Source organism: Lentibacter algarum (assembly GCF_040580765.1).
Lineage (GTDB): Bacteria > Pseudomonadota > Alphaproteobacteria > Rhodobacterales > Rhodobacteraceae > Lentibacter > Lentibacter algarum.
This window is the reverse complement of record NZ_CP158687.1, coordinates 221,810-237,371: the sequence shown is the minus strand read 5'-3', so window position 1 is coordinate 237,371 and position 15,562 is coordinate 221,810. Positions and strand designations below refer to the sequence as shown.

Annotated in this window: 14 protein-coding genes; 11 read left to right on the top strand and 3 right to left on the bottom strand. The window is 58.7% G+C overall.

Annotated features, from left to right (window positions below):
- The first annotated feature begins 3 nt into the window (after positions 1 to 3).
- The 5 genes from DSM117340_RS01040 (at position 4) to DSM117340_RS01020 (ending at position 5,777) form a co-directional block, all read left to right on the top strand.
- Entirely contained in the window at positions 4 to 1,143 is a 1,140-nt protein-coding gene (locus tag DSM117340_RS01040; RefSeq protein ID WP_089887150.1) for an acyl-CoA dehydrogenase family protein, read from the top strand.
- Between the two features lie 81 nt (positions 1,144 to 1,224).
- Positions 1,225 to 1,857, top strand: a complete 633-nt coding sequence (locus tag DSM117340_RS01035; RefSeq protein ID WP_089887148.1) for a glutathione S-transferase — start codon at positions 1,225 to 1,227, stop codon at positions 1,855 to 1,857.
- Between the two features lie 27 nt (positions 1,858 to 1,884).
- The gene (locus DSM117340_RS01030) at positions 1,885 to 3,096 is read left to right on the top strand and encodes an acetyl-CoA C-acetyltransferase (RefSeq protein WP_089887146.1); all 1,212 of its coding nucleotides are present in this window, start codon (positions 1,885 to 1,887) and stop codon (positions 3,094 to 3,096) included.
- Between the two features lie 87 nt (positions 3,097 to 3,183).
- Positions 3,184 to 3,582 carry a hypothetical protein gene (locus DSM117340_RS01025; RefSeq protein WP_271437327.1) on the top strand — a complete coding sequence of 133 codons (399 nt, stop codon included), beginning with the start codon at positions 3,184 to 3,186 and terminating at the stop codon, positions 3,580 to 3,582.
- A complete protein-coding gene (locus DSM117340_RS01020) occupies positions 3,579 to 5,777 on the top strand; it encodes a 3-hydroxyacyl-CoA dehydrogenase NAD-binding domain-containing protein (RefSeq protein WP_271437326.1) in 2,199 nt (732 codons plus the stop codon). The genes DSM117340_RS01025 and DSM117340_RS01020 overlap by 4 nt, the downstream gene beginning before the upstream one ends.
- A gap of 423 nt (positions 5,778 to 6,200) precedes the next feature.
- Here the strand turns inward: DSM117340_RS01020 and DSM117340_RS01015 are convergent, their stop codons facing one another.
- From DSM117340_RS01015 to DSM117340_RS01005, 3 genes are all read right to left on the bottom strand, one after another.
- The gene (locus DSM117340_RS01015; RefSeq protein WP_089887142.1) at positions 6,201 to 6,833 is read right to left on the bottom strand and encodes a Hint domain-containing protein; all 633 of its coding nucleotides are present in this window, start codon (positions 6,831 to 6,833) and stop codon (positions 6,201 to 6,203) included.
- A 200-nt stretch (positions 6,834 to 7,033) separates the two neighbouring features.
- Positions 7,034 to 7,681 carry a sulfotransferase family 2 domain-containing protein gene (locus DSM117340_RS01010; RefSeq protein ID WP_089887141.1) on the bottom strand — a complete coding sequence of 216 codons (648 nt, stop codon included), beginning with the start codon at positions 7,679 to 7,681 and terminating at the stop codon, positions 7,034 to 7,036.
- Positions 7,682 to 7,690: 9 nt separating this feature from the next.
- Complete coding sequence (locus tag DSM117340_RS01005; protein ID WP_245724329.1) at positions 7,691 to 8,596, bottom strand: DMT family transporter; 906 nt, start codon at positions 8,594 to 8,596, stop codon at positions 7,691 to 7,693.
- Positions 8,597 to 8,701: 105 nt separating this feature from the next.
- Here DSM117340_RS01005 and DSM117340_RS01000 point away from each other — a divergent pair, with 105 nt between their 5' ends.
- From DSM117340_RS01000 to DSM117340_RS00975, 6 genes are all read left to right on the top strand, one after another.
- Positions 8,702 to 10,333, top strand: a complete 1,632-nt coding sequence (locus DSM117340_RS01000; RefSeq protein ID WP_089887138.1) for an AMP-binding protein — start codon at positions 8,702 to 8,704, stop codon at positions 10,331 to 10,333.
- A 152-nt stretch (positions 10,334 to 10,485) separates the two neighbouring features.
- Complete coding sequence (locus DSM117340_RS00995; RefSeq protein WP_089887135.1) at positions 10,486 to 11,511, top strand: hypothetical protein; 1,026 nt, start codon at positions 10,486 to 10,488, stop codon at positions 11,509 to 11,511.
- A 134-nt stretch (positions 11,512 to 11,645) separates the two neighbouring features.
- Positions 11,646 to 12,509: a xanthine dehydrogenase family protein subunit M gene (locus tag DSM117340_RS00990; RefSeq protein WP_089887134.1), complete on the top strand. Its 864-nt coding sequence runs from the start codon at positions 11,646 to 11,648 to the stop codon at positions 12,507 to 12,509.
- Positions 12,506 to 12,985, top strand: coding sequence for a (2Fe-2S)-binding protein (locus DSM117340_RS00985; protein ID WP_089887132.1), 480 nt, complete (start codon positions 12,506 to 12,508; stop codon positions 12,983 to 12,985). The genes DSM117340_RS00990 and DSM117340_RS00985 overlap by 4 nt, the downstream gene beginning before the upstream one ends.
- Positions 12,985 to 15,228 (top strand): xanthine dehydrogenase family protein molybdopterin-binding subunit, encoded by a 2,244-nt coding sequence (locus DSM117340_RS00980; RefSeq protein WP_089887131.1) that lies wholly within the window; start codon positions 12,985 to 12,987, stop codon positions 15,226 to 15,228. Before DSM117340_RS00985 ends, DSM117340_RS00980 begins: the two co-directional genes overlap by 1 nt.
- A gap of 3 nt (positions 15,229 to 15,231) precedes the next feature.
- A complete protein-coding gene (locus DSM117340_RS00975; RefSeq protein WP_089887129.1) occupies positions 15,232 to 15,477 on the top strand; it encodes a MoaD/ThiS family protein in 246 nt (81 codons plus the stop codon).
- Positions 15,478 to 15,562 lie beyond the last annotated feature (85 nt).

Here is a 15,562-nt window from a genome sequence, read left to right as displayed (position 1 = left end):
ACTATGGCTTCCGCATGGATGACCGAAGAACACCAAATGATCGCCGACATGACGCAAAAGTTCATTACTGATGAATGGATGCCGCGTTACGACAAATGGCGCAAACAAGGCGAGATGGACCGCTCCACATGGAACGAAGCTGGTGCGCTTGGCCTCCTCTGCCCCAGTATCCCCGAAGAATACGGCGGCGCAGGCGGCGACTTCGGCCATGAAGCCGCGATCCTGATTGAAGCCTCCCGCGCCAATCTCGCAAGCTGGGGCAATGGCATTCACTCGGGCATCGTCGCGCATTATATCCTCGCTTACGGCTCTGAAGAGCAAAAGCAGCGCTGGCTCCCCAAGATGGTATCTGGCGAAATGGTCGGCGCACTGGCCATGACAGAGCCGTCAGGCGGCTCCGATGTACAACGCCTCAAAACCCGCGCCATCAAAGATGGCAACGCCTACCGCCTCACAGGCTCCAAGACCTTTATCACCAATGGCCAGCACGCTGACCTCATAATTGTTGCAGCCAAAACAGATCCGAAGGAAGGCTCCAAAGGCACGTCTCTCATCGTCGTTGAAGCCGACAAAGCAGAAGGGTTCTCACGCGGGCGTAACCTCGACAAAGTCGGCTGCCACGCCGCCGACACCTCCGAGCTGTTCTTTGACAACGTCGAAATCCCGCCCGAAAACCTACTGGGTGGCGAAGAGGGCCAAGGTTTCTACCAAATGATGAAGCAGCTCCCCCAAGAGCGCCTCATTATCGGCTGCGGCGCAGTTGGCGCCATGCAAGGCGCCGTCGAACGCACGATTGAATATTGCCGCGAGCGCGAAGCCTTCGGCGGTCCGATCATGCAGTTCCAGAACACCCGCTTCAAACTCGCCGAATGCAAAACCAAGCTTACAGTCGCCCGCGCTTTCCTTGACGAATGCATGGCCGAGCACCTGCGCGGCGAGCTGACGGTCGAAAAAGCCGCCATGGCCAAATACTGGCTCACCGACACCCAAGGCGAAGTCCTTGACGAGTGCGTCCAGCTTCACGGCGGCTACGGGTATATGCAAGAATATGCCGTCGCGGAAATGTGGGCTGACGCGCGCGTTCAACGCATCTACGGTGGCACCAACGAGATCATGAAAGAGCTCATCTCCAGAAAGCTCTGACGCTCTTCTTTATGCCCAAAACATCCTGCGGGGATCTGGGGGTGTAAAACCCTCAGCCGCGCCAGCCACAAGGACCACGATATGACGATCAAACTCCACTGCTTCGGCGAAAGCGGGAACGCTTACAAAGCTGCGCTCGCCCTAGAACTCTCTGGCCTCGCGTGGGAGCCCGTCTTCGTTGACTTTTTTGGCGGTGAAGGCCGCTCGCCCGAGTTTCGCGCGAAGAACATCATGGGCGAAGTACCCCTCTTGGAAGACGGCGATATCCGCCTAACCCAGTCGGGTGTGATCCAACAATATATCACCGACAAAAGCGGCAAATTCGGCGGCGCACCAGAAGACAAATACGAGGTCCTGCGCTGGGTTCTCTGGGACAACCACAAAATGTCCTCCCAAGCAGGCATGACCCGTTTCCTGATGAACTTCCTGCCAGAAGACAAACGGCCCCAAGAGGTCATCGGCTTCATGCAAGGCCGCCTCAAAGGCGCCTATGCCACGCTTGAGAGCCACCTTGAGGGCCGCGACTATATCGTTGGCTCAGGCCTGACAAACGCCGACATCTCAAACTGCGGCTATCTGTTTTATCCAGAGCCATTTGGCTTTGTGCGCGCCGACTGGCCCAATATCGACCGCTGGCTTGCCAACATCGAAAACACACCGGGGTTCAAATACCCCTACGATCTCATGCCCGGCAGCCCCGCTGACCGCGCCTAAATTCTTGCGAAAGACAGGAGTCACACCATGACCGAAGCCTATATCTATGACGCTGTGCGCACCCCCCGTGGCAAAGGCCGCAAAGACGGTAGCCTGCATGAAGTCTCTGCCGCGCGTCTCTCCGCCGTGGCGCTCAACGCCCTCAAAGAGCGCAATGGCCTTGAAGGCCACGCCGTTGAAGACGTTATCTGGGGCAATGTCACACAGGTTGCAGAACAGGGCGCATGCCTTGCCCGTACAGCCGTTCTCGCCTCCGATCTCGATGAAAGCATCCCTGGTCTCTCGATCAACCGCTTCTGCGCCTCGGGTCTTGAGGCCGTAAACGTCGCGGCCAATCAGGTCCGCGGCGGCGCAGGCAACGGCTATATCGCCGGCGGCGTTGAGTGCATGTCTCGCGTGCCAATGGGCTCCGACGGCGGCGCAATCGCCGTTGATCCGAGCATCGCGATTGACAACTACTTCGTCCCCCAAGGTATCTCAGCCGACATCATCGCCACCAAATATGGCTTCACCCGCGATATGGCCGATGCCATGGCCGTTGAAAGCCAGAAGCGCGCCAAAGCGGCGTGGGATGCGGGCCACTTCTCCCGCTCCGTCGTGCCTGTTTACGATGTCAACGGCCTGCCCATCCTCGCCTATGACGAGTTCATGCGCCCCGAAACCGATATGCAAAGCCTCGGCGCGCTGAACCCCTCGTTCAAGCAAATGGGCGAAGTCATGCCCGGCTTTGATAAGATCGCGATCCTCAAGTACCCAGAGCTTGAGCGCATCAACCACATTCACCACGCGGGGAACAGCTCAGGCATCGTCGATGGCGCAGCCGCTGTCCTGATTGGCAACAAAGAGCTGGGCGAACAACTTGGCCTTAAGCCGCGCGCGCGCATCCGCGCCACCGCCAAGATCGGCACAGACCCAACAATCATGCTCACAGGCCCCGTCCCCGTGACAGAGAAAATTCTGCGCGAAAGCGGCATGAGCATCAGCGACATCGACCTGTTTGAAGTCAACGAAGCTTTCGCCTCAGTCGTCATGCGCTTTGAGCAGGCCTTCAATGTCGATCACGCCAAGGTCAACGTCAACGGCGGCTCCATCGCCATGGGCCACCCTTTGGGCGCGACAGGCGCGATGATCCTCTCCGCCCTGCTGGATGAGCTTGAGCGCAGCGATAAAGAGACAGGCCTCGCCACGCTCTGCATCGGCTCAGGCATGGGCGCAGCTACAATCATCGAACGGGTCTAAGCCAAACCGATGACGTGCCCTAAAGACATATATCAAGCTCATATCAACACCGTCGGGCAAGCCTTATGGGACAGGGATTTTTCCACAGTGCTGGATCACCTCCACTATCCCTGCTTTGTCGAGACAGATGACGCGACCTTGCATATCCCTACGAGAGAATCCTACCTGCCTTCTCTCAAGAGCCTGCGCGACAACCTCACCAGGCGTGGGGTTACAGCCTACCACAGAATCTGCCGTGAAGCGGTTTTCACCCACGATGATCCAAACCGCATCGAAGGCATTCACGAGGTCTATGCCCTTAGCGGTGCAACCCCCGTGATCGAGCCTTGCCTCACCCATATGACACTGATCTATCGCGATGAAAAATGGCTCGGCGCAGGCCTGTGCTCAGCCACCTCAAACAAACACTGGCAACTCGTCAAACACCCAGAGCCTATCAAAGCCTCACCGGTCCCTGAGACCGCGTTAAAGGAGACACAAACATGAGTGATTTTACCCTCGCAAAAGACGACCAAGGCATAGCCACCATCACATGGGACACGGCTGGAAAGTCGATGAACGTGATGAGCATCCAAGGCTTCTCTGATCTATCAAACCTCGTCGATGACGCCCTTGCAGATGATGCAGTCAAAGGCATCATCATCACCTCTGGCAAAGAGGGCAGCTTCGCAGGCGGAATGGACCTCAATGTCATCGCCAAGATGAAAGACGACGCGGGCGATGAGCCAGCCAAAGGCCTTTTTGACGGCGTCATGAACATGCACGCCATTCTGCGCAAAATCGAACGCGCAGGCATGGACCCAAAGACAAACAAAGGCGGCAAGCCCATTGCCTGCGTCATGCCAGGCACAGCCCTCGGCATCGGCTTTGAAATCCCCCTTGCTTGCCACCGCACATTTGTCGCCAACAATCCAAAGGCCAAAATTGGCCTGCCCGAAATCATGGTCGGCATCTTCCCCGGTGCTGGCGGCACAACCCGCCTCGTGCGCAAGCTCGGCGCAATGGCCGCAGCACCGTTCCTGTTGCAAGGCAAACTCTCTGATCCTGTCAAAGCCAAGCAAGCAGGCCTCGTTGATGAGGTCTCGGCCGACCCCATGGCAGACGCCCGCACATGGGTGCTCTCCGAGCCAAACATCGTCAAACCGTGGGATGAAAAGGGCTACAAAATGCCGGGTGGCACGCCCTACCACCCCGCTGGTTTCATGACTTTCCTCGGTGCTTCCGTAATGGTGCACTCAGAAACCCAAGGCGCATTTCCCGCCGCCAAGGCGCTCTTGTCCGCCGTCTACGAGGGCGCGCTTGTGCCTTTCGATACCGCACTCAAAATCGAAACACGCTGGTTCGTCCACACCCTGATGAACCCAAGTTCCGCCGCCATGATCCGCTCGCTCTTCATCAACAAAGAAGCGCTCGACAAAGGCGCAGTCCGCCCTGCCGATGTGCCTGATCAGCGCGTAAAAAAGCTCGGCGTCCTCGGTGCGGGCATGATGGGCGCAGGCATCGCGCTCGTCTCGGCTCAAGCAGGCATCGAAGTGGTCCTGATCGACCGAGATCAAGCCGCCGCCGACAAAGGCAAAGCCTATACAGCGAGCTACATGGACAAAGGCATCGCTCGCAAAAAAGCGACGCCCGAGAAAAAAGAAGAAATGCTCGCGCGCATCACAGCCACGCCTGATCTTGATGCGCTCAAAGGCTGTGACCTGATCATTGAGGCCGTCTTTGAAGACCCAGCCGTCAAAGCCGAGATGACCAAAAAGGTCGAGGCCGTGATCCCAGAGGATTGCATTTTCGCCTCCAACACCTCGACCCTGCCGATCACCGATCTGGCCCGCGCCAGCACGCGCGCGGAGCAGTTCATCGGCATTCACTTCTTCTCACCCGTTGAGAAAATGCTTCTGGTCGAGATCATCAAAGGCGCAGAGACAGGTGACCGCGCTGTTGCCAAGGCACTCGACTATGTGCGCCAGATCCGCAAAACCCCAATCGTTGTAAATGATGCACGCTTCTTCTACGCCAACCGCTGCATCATCCCCTACATCAACGAAGGCCTGCGCATGGTCACCGAAGGGGTCGCCCCCTCGCTGATCGACAACGCGGCACGCCAACTCGGTTTCCCTGTCGGCCCGCTTCAGCTCAACGATGAAACCTCGATTGATCTGGGGGCAAAGATTGCCCGCGCGACCAAGGCCGCGATGGGCGCGGAGTATCCCGATAGCCCAGCGGACGACCTTATCTTCTGGCTCGAAGCCGAAGGCCGCTTGGGTCGCAAGGCCAACGCTGGTTTCTTTGACTATGACGACAAAGGCAAGCGCACAGGCTTCTGGCCCGGTCTCAACGAAAAATACCCCTTGGCCGAAGAACAGCCAACGCTCATCGAAGTGCAAGAGCGCCTCATGTTCGCTCAGGTGCTTGAGGCCGTGCGTGCGCTTGAAGAAGGCGTGCTCATGGACATCCGCGAAGGCGATGTCGGGGCCATTCTCGCTTGGGGCTTCGCACCGTGGTCTGGCGGCCCCCTCTCGTGGCTCGACATGATCGGAACGCCCTATGCCGCCGAGCGCACAGCCGAGCTCGCGGGCCAATACGGCCCACGCTTCGCTACACCAGCCTTGCTTGAAGAAATGGCTAAAAAAGGGCAAAGCTTCTACACTCGCTTTGCCCCTGCCGCTGACAAAGCGGCCTAAAGGCTAGCGAGTGGGTGCGCGTGGAAGGCGCACCCACTCTACTGTGACCGGACGTTGCAAACGCGAGACTCTTGCGAGCCGGGGATTACAGAACGCAGCATTGCACAGGCACAGATACCTGCCGAATGCCATGTGAACCTGAAGGGGCGTCGCTCAAAGGAGCGGCGTCTTTTGTGTTGGGCCTCTCACGCTTTCGTGTCGCGCGGGCCGCTTCCCCCAAGTGTTCAGTCGCTGGCAGACGACGTGTAACTCTTGATTCAAATTGTCTCTCAATCCTGTTGGCCGTGGGGCCAAATTAAGACAATTTCGCGGCATTTCTCACTCAATTATGGCAACAATGTGGCAAATTGGAGCTTATTGTTTCCAATTTCAGATCAACACGCGCCATAATTCACCGCAAATCTGTCCATTTTCCATAAAGTTTCAGGCCCAGACCGCCCCGCTCTGAATCACCTCAGTCGCCAAAACAAGCGAGAGCACCGTGTAGGCTGGGGTAGCGTCAAACGCCCGTGTCGCTGTGTCGAGCATATCGCCCCCAGCCGCACAAAAAAGCAACGCGCCCTGCTCCGCAAAAACAACCTGAGCGCAATCAAAATGCAGGGTCACAACGCACATGTCATCCTGCGGAAAGACCCGCTCGATCCCATGCACACCCTCAAGTGCCGCCGCAGGAACAATCGCAAACGGATCGCCAAGCGTTTCCTCCGCCACATCGCTTTCAAGCATCACGCCCTGACGCGGCAACAGAACCATCGCCACATCGTTTTCCAAAACGCCCGCAGGCACAAGCAGAGGCCAGAAGTTTCTGGGGCAAGCGCCCTCCCCGCTCCAGAGCGGCGTGCGGCTGACTGAAGAGATAGGCTGCAGACCGCCGTCAAACGTCAAAACCAGATCGCCGGCTTGCAGCGAGGTAACATCGCGCCAGCCAAACTCTGTGGCCACTTTCGTGCCTGACACAACTCCAGACATCACACCCGTCTTGGCGCGATACCCTCTCTCTGCACCCTTCGATGCCAAATAGGTTTTCTGACGCTTTGCGCCATTCCATCCAAACATTTTATCGTCCCCAGGTTTTCTAACCGCTGGCAGGCGGGTTTTTGTAGCGCCGCTGGCAGGCGGCTTTTCATAAGCAGTGAAAAGATATGGCCTGATTCTCTTGGAAGTTGTGGGGCGGGTTTGCGACAAGTTTTAGGCACTGTCCCGCCAAGCGAAACAGCGCGGCAACGCGCGACCAAATTGTTCTGATTTTTGACGTTTTAACCGAAACTGTAGTTAAATTTCTCAATATCTTCCGCACAGAGCTCCGCCACAACCTCCGAATCATCGGCGCTAAAATAGCGACGGTAATCACCCTCTCGAACACTGGCATTTGCCCGTGGCAGATCAAGCTCAAACCCAAGATGCTCCATGAGCGGCGCAGCATCTTCGGCAAAATGCTCCAGCCTGATATAAAGCGCCTCACGCGATCGCCCATCACTCGCGCGCAAATAGCTCTCATAAGGATGCGTCTTTATCGGACCAGCCACAGCCGGCGCGCGCAGAAAGTCACTAAAGCCCAGCGTCTTGGCCGTCGCCACTGCGGGGTGCTCAAAGCTCTGCACTTTCAGCCAGTGATAATAACTCACAATGCGGTCCCAAGGGTTACGCACCAAAGTAAAACACAACATCTCCTGCATCTCATCACGGCTCACCAGCCCCTCAATGTCAGCCAGTGTCGAATGCTTCCAAAGCCGCCCGCGCGCCTCCACGCCCATCAGCTTCTTGCGCCGTTTAAGCGCTTTAGGCGTATCGCCCAGCATCAAGTCGTCGCGCATCGCCCGCGCCTCAAGCGCGAGAGCAAGCGAGGTCCCCCCCGTCTTCGGGATATGCACAAAAATATACTGTCGCCCGCGCGAAATAATCATGGCCGAAGCCTAGCTTTGCCGCGAACGCAAAGCAATCACCGAGCCCGCAACAATGATCAGCACAACCCCCGCCATTTGCACCGCGCTCAGGCTTTGCCCAAACCAGACAAAAGCAAAGGCAGGCCCAAACACCATGATCGAATATTCAAACACAGCCACATGCGAGGCCTCACCGAGCTGATAGGCTTTGGTAAGACAAAAGACGCCCACGATTGAGCCGAGCACATGCGCCACCAAAAGCAGGTCTACCCCTTCCATTGGCCAGACCCAGCCCCGCGTCACAAAGGCCAGCGGCCCGCTGATCTCTTCCACTCCAAAGACGGTAATCGCCAAAAGCCCGAGCATCCCGAGCACACCCTGCATCCCCATCGTTCCCGCCAAGAGCGTGCAGGTGCTTTCCGCTCCACACATCCGCCGCGTAATCACAGCATTCAGCGCATACAGAACCCCGCCGATAACCGGCACAATGACAAGCGGGCTAAAGTTGCTCGGGCTGACCTGAAGCACGACAAGTGTTCCGACAAAGCCCGCAATCACAGCGCCAATACGATAGGCTCCAATCGGTTCTCGCAAAAAAAGTGCAGTGATCAGGACAACAATGATGGGCGAGGTAAACAATCCTGCAAGCGACTGCGCAATCGGCAAAAAGGCGAGCGATGCAAAGTAAAACAACATCGCCGAAGCAAACAGAAAGCTGCGCAACAAAACAGGCCACCAGTTCACAGGTAAAAACTGCTGCCCCAAAAGTCGCGCCACACCAAAGACCACAGGAATGGATATGAGCAGACGGATCACATACATCTGCCAAAGACTGATGACCTCTGCCATCACGACGATAAAGTTGTCGATCACCCCAAGGATTAGCATACTCGCAAGCATCCAGACTGCCGCCGCTACAGGTCTTGTCTCAGTCACGTCATTTCCGCCCCTAATTGGTCGCACATAGGCTTTTCAAATATGCCTTCCTGCGCGTAGTCTCCCCCAAACCCGACATAAACGGGAAAAAATAGGGAGAAGACAATGGCTCAAATGCGCGATGAAACTGGCTTGGATAAAAACGCCGCAAACTTTGTGGCCCTGACGCCGCTCTCTCACCTCAAGCGCGCTTCCTATATTTTCCCCGATCGTCTGGCTGTTGCCTACGGCACGCAGCACCGCAAAACATATGCCGAGTATCATGCCCGCGTGAGCGCACTGGCCTCTGCTCTGTCCCGCGCAGGTGTTCAGCCAGGCGATGTCGTCGCAACCCTTCTGCCCAATATCCCCGCCCATTGTGAGGCACATTTCGCCGTCCCCGCCACAGGTGCCGTACTCAACGCCATCAACACCCGGCTCGACATCGAAACCATCCGCTACATCTTTGAGCACGGCGAAGCCAAAATGGCGTTGGTCGATACAGAGTTCCTACCCTCGGTTGAGGCCGCCATCGCGGCCATGGACGGCAAAGGCCCTCAAATTATCGAAGTCGCTGATCCCTCCCATGGCCACCCTGCCACTGGGCGATATCCAGAATATGAAGCCTTCCTCGCGGGTGGGGATGCCGCGTTCAAATGGATCATGCCGCAAGATGAGTGGGAAAGCCTCGCACTCAACTATACTTCTGGCACAACAGGCCGCCCTAAGGGCGTCGTCTACCATCACCGCGGCGCATACCTCATGACCATGGGAACTGTCGTAAGCTGGCAGCTCACCCTGCGGCCTGTCTACCTGACAATCGTACCGCTGTTTCACTGCAACGGCTGGAACCACACATGGATGATGCCACTTCTGGGCGGAACAATCGTTTGCTGCCGCAATGTCACAGCCAAGGCGGTCTATGATGCCATTGCTGATGAAGGCGTGACCCATTTTGGCGGCGCCCCTATCGTGCTCAACACCTTGGTCAATTGCGAAGACGACGACAGACGCGGCTTTGACCACACCGTTCAGGTTTTCACGGCAGGTGCGCCGCCCCCCGCCGCCACTCTGGCCGCCATTGAGCCGCTCGGGTTTAACGTCACGCAAGTCTACGGCCTCACCGAAACATACGGCCACGTCACAGAATGCCTCTGGCGCTCGCGCTGGGATGAGCGCCCCTCCGAGGAGCGCTATGCCATCAAAGCGCGCACAGGTGTTCTCATGCCCATGATGGACGAAGCCGTGGTGCTTGACCCCGACACAATGGCCCCCGTCCCCCATGACGGCCAAACCCAAGGCGAAATCATGATCCGCGGGCATACCGTCATGAAAGGGTATTTGAAAAACCCCGAGGCCACAGCCGAAGCCTTCAAGGGCGGCTTCTTTCACTCGGGCGATCTCGCGATCCAGCACCCCGACACCTATTTGCAGATCATGGACCGCTCCAAAGATATCATCATCTCAGGTGGCGAAAATATCAGCTCTGTGGAGGTCGAAGGTGTGCTCGCCAGCCATCCCGCCGTTTCGCTCTGCGCGGTTGTCGCCAAGCCCGATGACAAATGGGGCGAAGTGCCCTGCGCCTTTGTTGAGCTGAAGCCCCGCGCAACAGCCAGCGAAGAAGAGTTGATCGCTTTTGCCCGCACAAAACTTGCTGGCTTCAAAACGCCCAAGAAAGTGGTCTTTCAAGAGCTCCCCAAAACCTCCACGGGCAAAATCCAAAAATTCGAGCTGCGCACAATCGCCAAAACCCTCTAAAACCACGCAGCTTCCTCTTTCCAAATAGACTCTGAGGTAGGGGCTAGATCCCTCCTCCTAGCGCCGTGGCAAAGCCGCGGCGCAATCCCTCTTTCCACTGGCGCACACCGCATGCTACCCTCTGTAAAAAGAGGCAGGAGCAGCCCCATCCGATGACCGCGCTTAAAGAGTATGACCGTATAGAAGCCACTGGCCTCTGGCGTGCCAATGCAGACGCCCAGCGCCGTGAGGTGATCGTCTCGATTGGCGATGCCACGCTCACAATATCGGATCACAACGACCGCGCCCTCGCCCATTGGTCCCTCCCCGCGATAGAGCGCGCCAATCCGGGCACCCGCCCCGCGATTTTTCACCCAGATGGTGACCGAACCGAAACTTTGGAGCTTCCCTCAGACGAAGCCACGATGATCGACGCAATCGAAAAGCTCCGCTCCCGTATCGAGCGCGCGCGTCCACATCCGGGCCGCTTGCGCCTCTGGGTTAGCCTTGGTGTCCTTGCCACAGTCGCCGCACTTGGTGTCTTCTGGCTGCCTTCTGCCGCGCGCGACCATGCTGTGCGCGTTGTGCCAGATGTCAAACGCACAGAGCTTGGCTCTGCCCTCCTATCGCGCATCACCCGTGTCGCAGGTCTGCCCTGCACAGCCCCCGAAGGCACGCGAGCCCTGCGCAAACTCGGCGCGCGCCTGCCTTCCCCAGATGGCGCCGCGCGCCTCGTCGTCTTACCAGGCGGCGTGCTCGAGGCCGCACATCTTCCAGGCGGGGTCATCTTGCTCAATCGCGCCTTGATTGAGGACTTCGAAGAGCCTGACGTTGTCGCAGGTTATATCATCGCCGAGCACCTCGCAGCCGAACTGCACGACCCGCTGCATGACTTTCTCACCCACGCAGGCCTCGTCACCACGCTGCGCCTCTTGACGACAGGCCAAGTGCCAAGTGCCGCTCAAGACGCCTACGCCGAGCACATGCTGACAGAGCCTCGCAGCTTTGTGCCCCAAGACACGCTGCTGCGTGGCTTTGCAGCTTGGTCTGTGCGCGCGCGCCCCTATGCCTATGCGCGCGACATCACAGGCGAAGAGACGCTCGAGCTGATCGAGGCAGACCCTTTCGCCACTGTCACGCCAGAGCCGCTCCTCTCAGACAATGACTGGCTCCGCCTCCAAGGCATCTGCGGCAGCTGAATTTCGCACCCGCGACATTTCTTGTCGCCCCACGCCCTTGCCAAGCCAGTCCGCTTTGGCGAGACTGCCTTCAAAGGGCAGCCCTGAGTCTCGCCCGAACACAATCCTGAGACATGAACCGTAGGGAGACGGCAATGCGATTTGAAACTCCAGAAACAGTTGAGGGCGCCGTCGCGCTTCTCGCCGCCGACGCAGGCGCGCGTGTTCTGGCAGGCGGCACAGACCTGCTCGTCCGCCTGCGCGCTGGCCATATCGAGCCCTCGTCGATCGTTGATATCAAGCGCATCGCTGGTATGAACGAAATCACATCTGAGGAGGGTGGCTGGCGCATCGGCGCAGGGGTCTCCTGCGCGGCCATGGGCGAGCACGCAGGCCTCAAGGCAGATTACCCCGGTGTCGTCGAAGGCGCAGAGCTGATCGGCTCCACTCAGGTTCAAGGCCGCTGCACCATGGTCGGCAATCTCTGCAACGCAGGCCCCGCGGGCGATAGCGTTCCCGCCATGGTCGCGGCAGGTGCAACCGTCCGCGTCGCTGGCCCCAGCGGCACACGCGATGTTCCCGTGATTGATATCCCCCTCAGCCCTGGCAAAAACTCCCTCGCCGCTGGCGAGTTCGTGACGTCGGTCTTTCTGCCCGCGCGCGCCCAGAAGGGCGGAGATGCGTACCTGCGCTTTATCCCGCGCACAGAGATGGACATCGCCGTGGTCGGCTGCGCTGTAAATATTATTCTTGGCGAAGACGGCACGGTTGAATGCGCGGGTGTATCGCTCGGTGCCGTTGCCCCTAAGGTTCTGCTTGTCAAAGAAGCTGCCGAAGCGCTCATCGGCTCCAAATGCGAAGATGCCGCGCTGGATGCCTGCGCCGCGGCCGCTTCTGCCGCCGCCAAACCGATTGATGACAAACGCGGCACAGTGGCTTTCCGCAAAGACGTCACTGCCGTCCTCGCCCGCCGCGCCGCCCGCCTTGCTTACACCCGTGCACTGGGAGAACACTCATGAGCCGTATCCACGTCAACACAACCATCAACGGCGACAGCGTCGATTACCTCTGCGAAGCAGAAGACACACTCCTTGATGTGCTGCGCGACCAGCTTGATCTAACAGGGTCCAAAGAGGGCTGCGCCTCAGGCGATTGCGGCGCTTGCTCGGTCATGCTGGATGGCCGCCTTGTCTGCTCCTGCCTTGTGCTTGGAGCCGAAGCGGAAGGCCGCTCTGTCGAGACCATCGAAGGCATGGCCGATGGTGACACGCTGCACCCTTTGCAGAAAAACTTTATCGACAAGGCCGCGCTCCAGTGCGGTATCTGCACACCGGGTATCCTTGTCGCAGCCAAAGATTTGCTCGCGCGCAATCCCGACCCAACCGAGGAAGAAGTCCGCTACTGGCTCGCAGGCAATCTTTGCCGCTGCACGGGCTATGACAAAATCATCCGCACCGTCCTTGAGACAGCCGCGGAAATGAGAGGAGCAGCCTGATGGCCAAAGACGAGTTCCAAACCCGCAGCTTCAAAGTTGTCGGCACACGCCCTCCTCGCCCAGACGGGCTTGATAAAGTCACAGGTCGCGCCCGCTACGGCGCGGATATGTCAGCCCCCGGAATGCTCATCGGTCTTTGCCTGCGCAGCCCCCACGCCCACGCGCGGATTGTGTCGATTGATACCTCAGCAGCGGAGGCCATGACTGGGGTCAAAGCCGTGGTCACCCGTGCGGATTTCACCCATACACCAGAAGACCAAGGCACACGCGATGTGCTCGACAATGTCATGGCAGGCGAAAAGGCCCTTTACGATGGCCACACAGTCGCCGCCGTCGCCGCAACCTCCCGCTCTGTCGCCCGCGCCGCTCTAAAGGCGATCAAGGTCGAGTATGACGTGCTGCCTCATGTGGTCGATGTCGACGAGGCCATGAAGCCCGATGCCCCTGTCCTTCACGAAGGCCGCCAGCAGGAAAGCGTCCCCGCAGGCTATAGCCAAAACGTGCTCGCGCGCAGCCAGTATGGCCACGGTGACATTGAGGCAGGTTTTGCAGAGGCAGATCTCGTCATCGAGCGCAGCTTCACAACGGCCGCCACGCATCAGGGCTATATCGAGCCTCATGCCTGTTTGGCGACCATGGGCAACGATGGCCAAGGCGATCTCTGGTGTTGCACCCAAGGCCACTACATGGTCCGCAACACCTGCTCTGCCATCATGGGCATGGACGCAGGCCGCCTCAAAGTCACAGCCTCCGAAATCGGCGGCGGCTTTGGCGGCAAAACCACGGTGTTCCTTGAGCCTGTGGCCCTCATGCTGTCCAAAAAGACAGGCAAGCCCGTCAAGATGACAATGGCGCGCGAAGAAGTTCTGCGCGCCTCTGGGCCAACCTCTTCAACCTCGATTGATATCAAAATCGGCGTGACAAAGTCAGGCAAGATCACCGCCGCCCAAGGCGAGTTCCGCTATCAGTCGGGCGCGTTTTACGCCATGAACGGCGCACTCGGCGCCATGTGCGGCTTTGCGCCCTATGATCTGGAAAACCTCAAGTCTGTCGGCTGGGAAGTTGTCACAAACCGCCCCAAAGCTGCGGCCTACCGCGCCCCTGGCGCACCCATGGCTGCCTTCGCGGTCGAAAGCGTGATGGACGAGCTGGCCAAAGAGCTCGACATGGACCCGATCGAACTGCGCCTCATGAACGCCGCCGACGAAGGCACCAAATCCGCCTATGGCCCGACATATCCCGCCATTGGCCTCAAAGCCACGCTGGAAGCCGCGAAGGCGCACCCGCACTGGAGCGCGCCACTTGGGCCAAATCAAGGCCGCGGTATGGGCTGCGGCTTCTGGTTCAACTTCGGGGGCGACACTTGCGTTTCCCTTATGATCAACCCTGACGGAACCGTAAGCTTGTCCGAAGGCAACCCCGATATCGGCGGCTCCCGCGCCTCCATGTCTATGATGGCCGCAGAAGAACTCGGCATTCCATACGAACAGGTTCGCACCGTGATCGCTGACACAGCCACACTCGGTCAAAACGAGGTCACAGACGGTTCCCGCGTAACGTTCGCAGTCGGTCTGGCGACAATCAAAGCCGCCCGTCACGCCATCGAAATCATGAAGACCCGCGCCGCCGCCACTTGGGGGATCGAGCCAGAGGCCGTCGAATGGGTCGATGGCGCTGCCCAGCCCGCAGGGCCAAACGCGGGCAAATTCCCTCCGATGACGCTCAAAGATATTGCAGCCATTGCGTCCAACACAGGCGGACCTATATCTGGTCACTTTGAAGTCAACGCCGAAGGCGCAGGCGTCAGCTTCGGCACGCATATCGCCGATACAGAAGTTGACCCAGAAACAGGCGCTGTCAAAGTTCTGCGCTACACCGTCTTCCAAGACGCGGGCAAAGCGGTCCACCCCGACTATGTCGAAGGCCAGCTTCAGGGCGGCGCTGTCCAAGGCATCGGCTGGGCGCTCAATGAAGAGTATATCTACGGTGAGGATGGAACGCTACAAAACGCGGGATACCTTGATTATCGCATCCCAGTCGCCTCCGACTTGCCGATGATCGACCCTGTGATCCTTGAAATCCCCAATCCAGGCCACCCCTACGGTGTCCGTGGCGTGGGAGAAACAGGGATCGTCCCGCCACTGGCCACACTGGCCAACGCCGTCAGCCGCGCTGCAGGCGTGCGCATGACAAGCCTGCCGATGTCCCCGCCCAAGCTTCTGGCGGCCATCAAAGCGCGCTAAGCCGTGGTCACGGTCACACTCTGGGGCTCCCTCGCCGATCTGGCGGGGGGCCAACGCGAGCTAGAGGTCAACGCCTCCAACCTGCGCGAACTCCTGACCGCTCTGGAGCGCGACCACCCCGCCCTGCGTCCCCAGCTCGCCCGCGGCGTTTCCGTCTCCATTGATGGCAAAATCTACAACGACAGCTGGTTCCAGCCGATCCTTGAAACAAGCGAAGTCGTCCTGCTCAACCGCCTCGAAGGCGGCTAAAGCCCTATCCCTTTTTCTTTCCAAAAATATCCCGTGGGGGTCTGGGGGAGCAGCGCTCCCCCAGCCGGTCGGATTTTCGCAAAGC

What these genes read in the sequence shown, in the direction of transcription:
- DSM117340_RS01040 (WP_089887150.1), top strand. Translation starts at nt 4, where the DNA reads ATGGCTTCCGCATGGATGACCGAAGAACACCAAATGATCGCCGACATG.
- DSM117340_RS01035 (WP_089887148.1), top strand. Translation starts at nt 1,225, where the DNA reads ATGACGATCAAACTCCACTGCTTCGGCGAAAGCGGGAACGCTTACAAA.
- DSM117340_RS01030 (WP_089887146.1), top strand. Translation starts at nt 1,885, where the DNA reads ATGACCGAAGCCTATATCTATGACGCTGTGCGCACCCCCCGTGGCAAA.
- DSM117340_RS01020 (WP_271437326.1), top strand. Translation starts at nt 3,579, where the DNA reads ATGAGTGATTTTACCCTCGCAAAAGACGACCAAGGCATAGCCACCATC.
- DSM117340_RS01015 (WP_089887142.1), bottom strand. Translation starts at nt 6,833, where the DNA reads ATGTTTGGATGGAATGGCGCAAAGCGTCAGAAAACCTATTTGGCATCG.
- DSM117340_RS01010 (WP_089887141.1), bottom strand. Translation starts at nt 7,681, where the DNA reads ATGATTATTTCGCGCGGGCGACAGTATATTTTTGTGCATATCCCGAAG.
- DSM117340_RS01000 (WP_089887138.1), top strand. Translation starts at nt 8,702, where the DNA reads ATGGCTCAAATGCGCGATGAAACTGGCTTGGATAAAAACGCCGCAAAC.
- DSM117340_RS00995 (WP_089887135.1), top strand. Translation starts at nt 10,486, where the DNA reads ATGACCGCGCTTAAAGAGTATGACCGTATAGAAGCCACTGGCCTCTGG.
- DSM117340_RS00990 (WP_089887134.1), top strand. Translation starts at nt 11,646, where the DNA reads ATGCGATTTGAAACTCCAGAAACAGTTGAGGGCGCCGTCGCGCTTCTC.
- DSM117340_RS00985 (WP_089887132.1), top strand. Translation starts at nt 12,506, where the DNA reads ATGAGCCGTATCCACGTCAACACAACCATCAACGGCGACAGCGTCGAT.
- DSM117340_RS00980 (WP_089887131.1), top strand. Translation starts at nt 12,985, where the DNA reads ATGGCCAAAGACGAGTTCCAAACCCGCAGCTTCAAAGTTGTCGGCACA.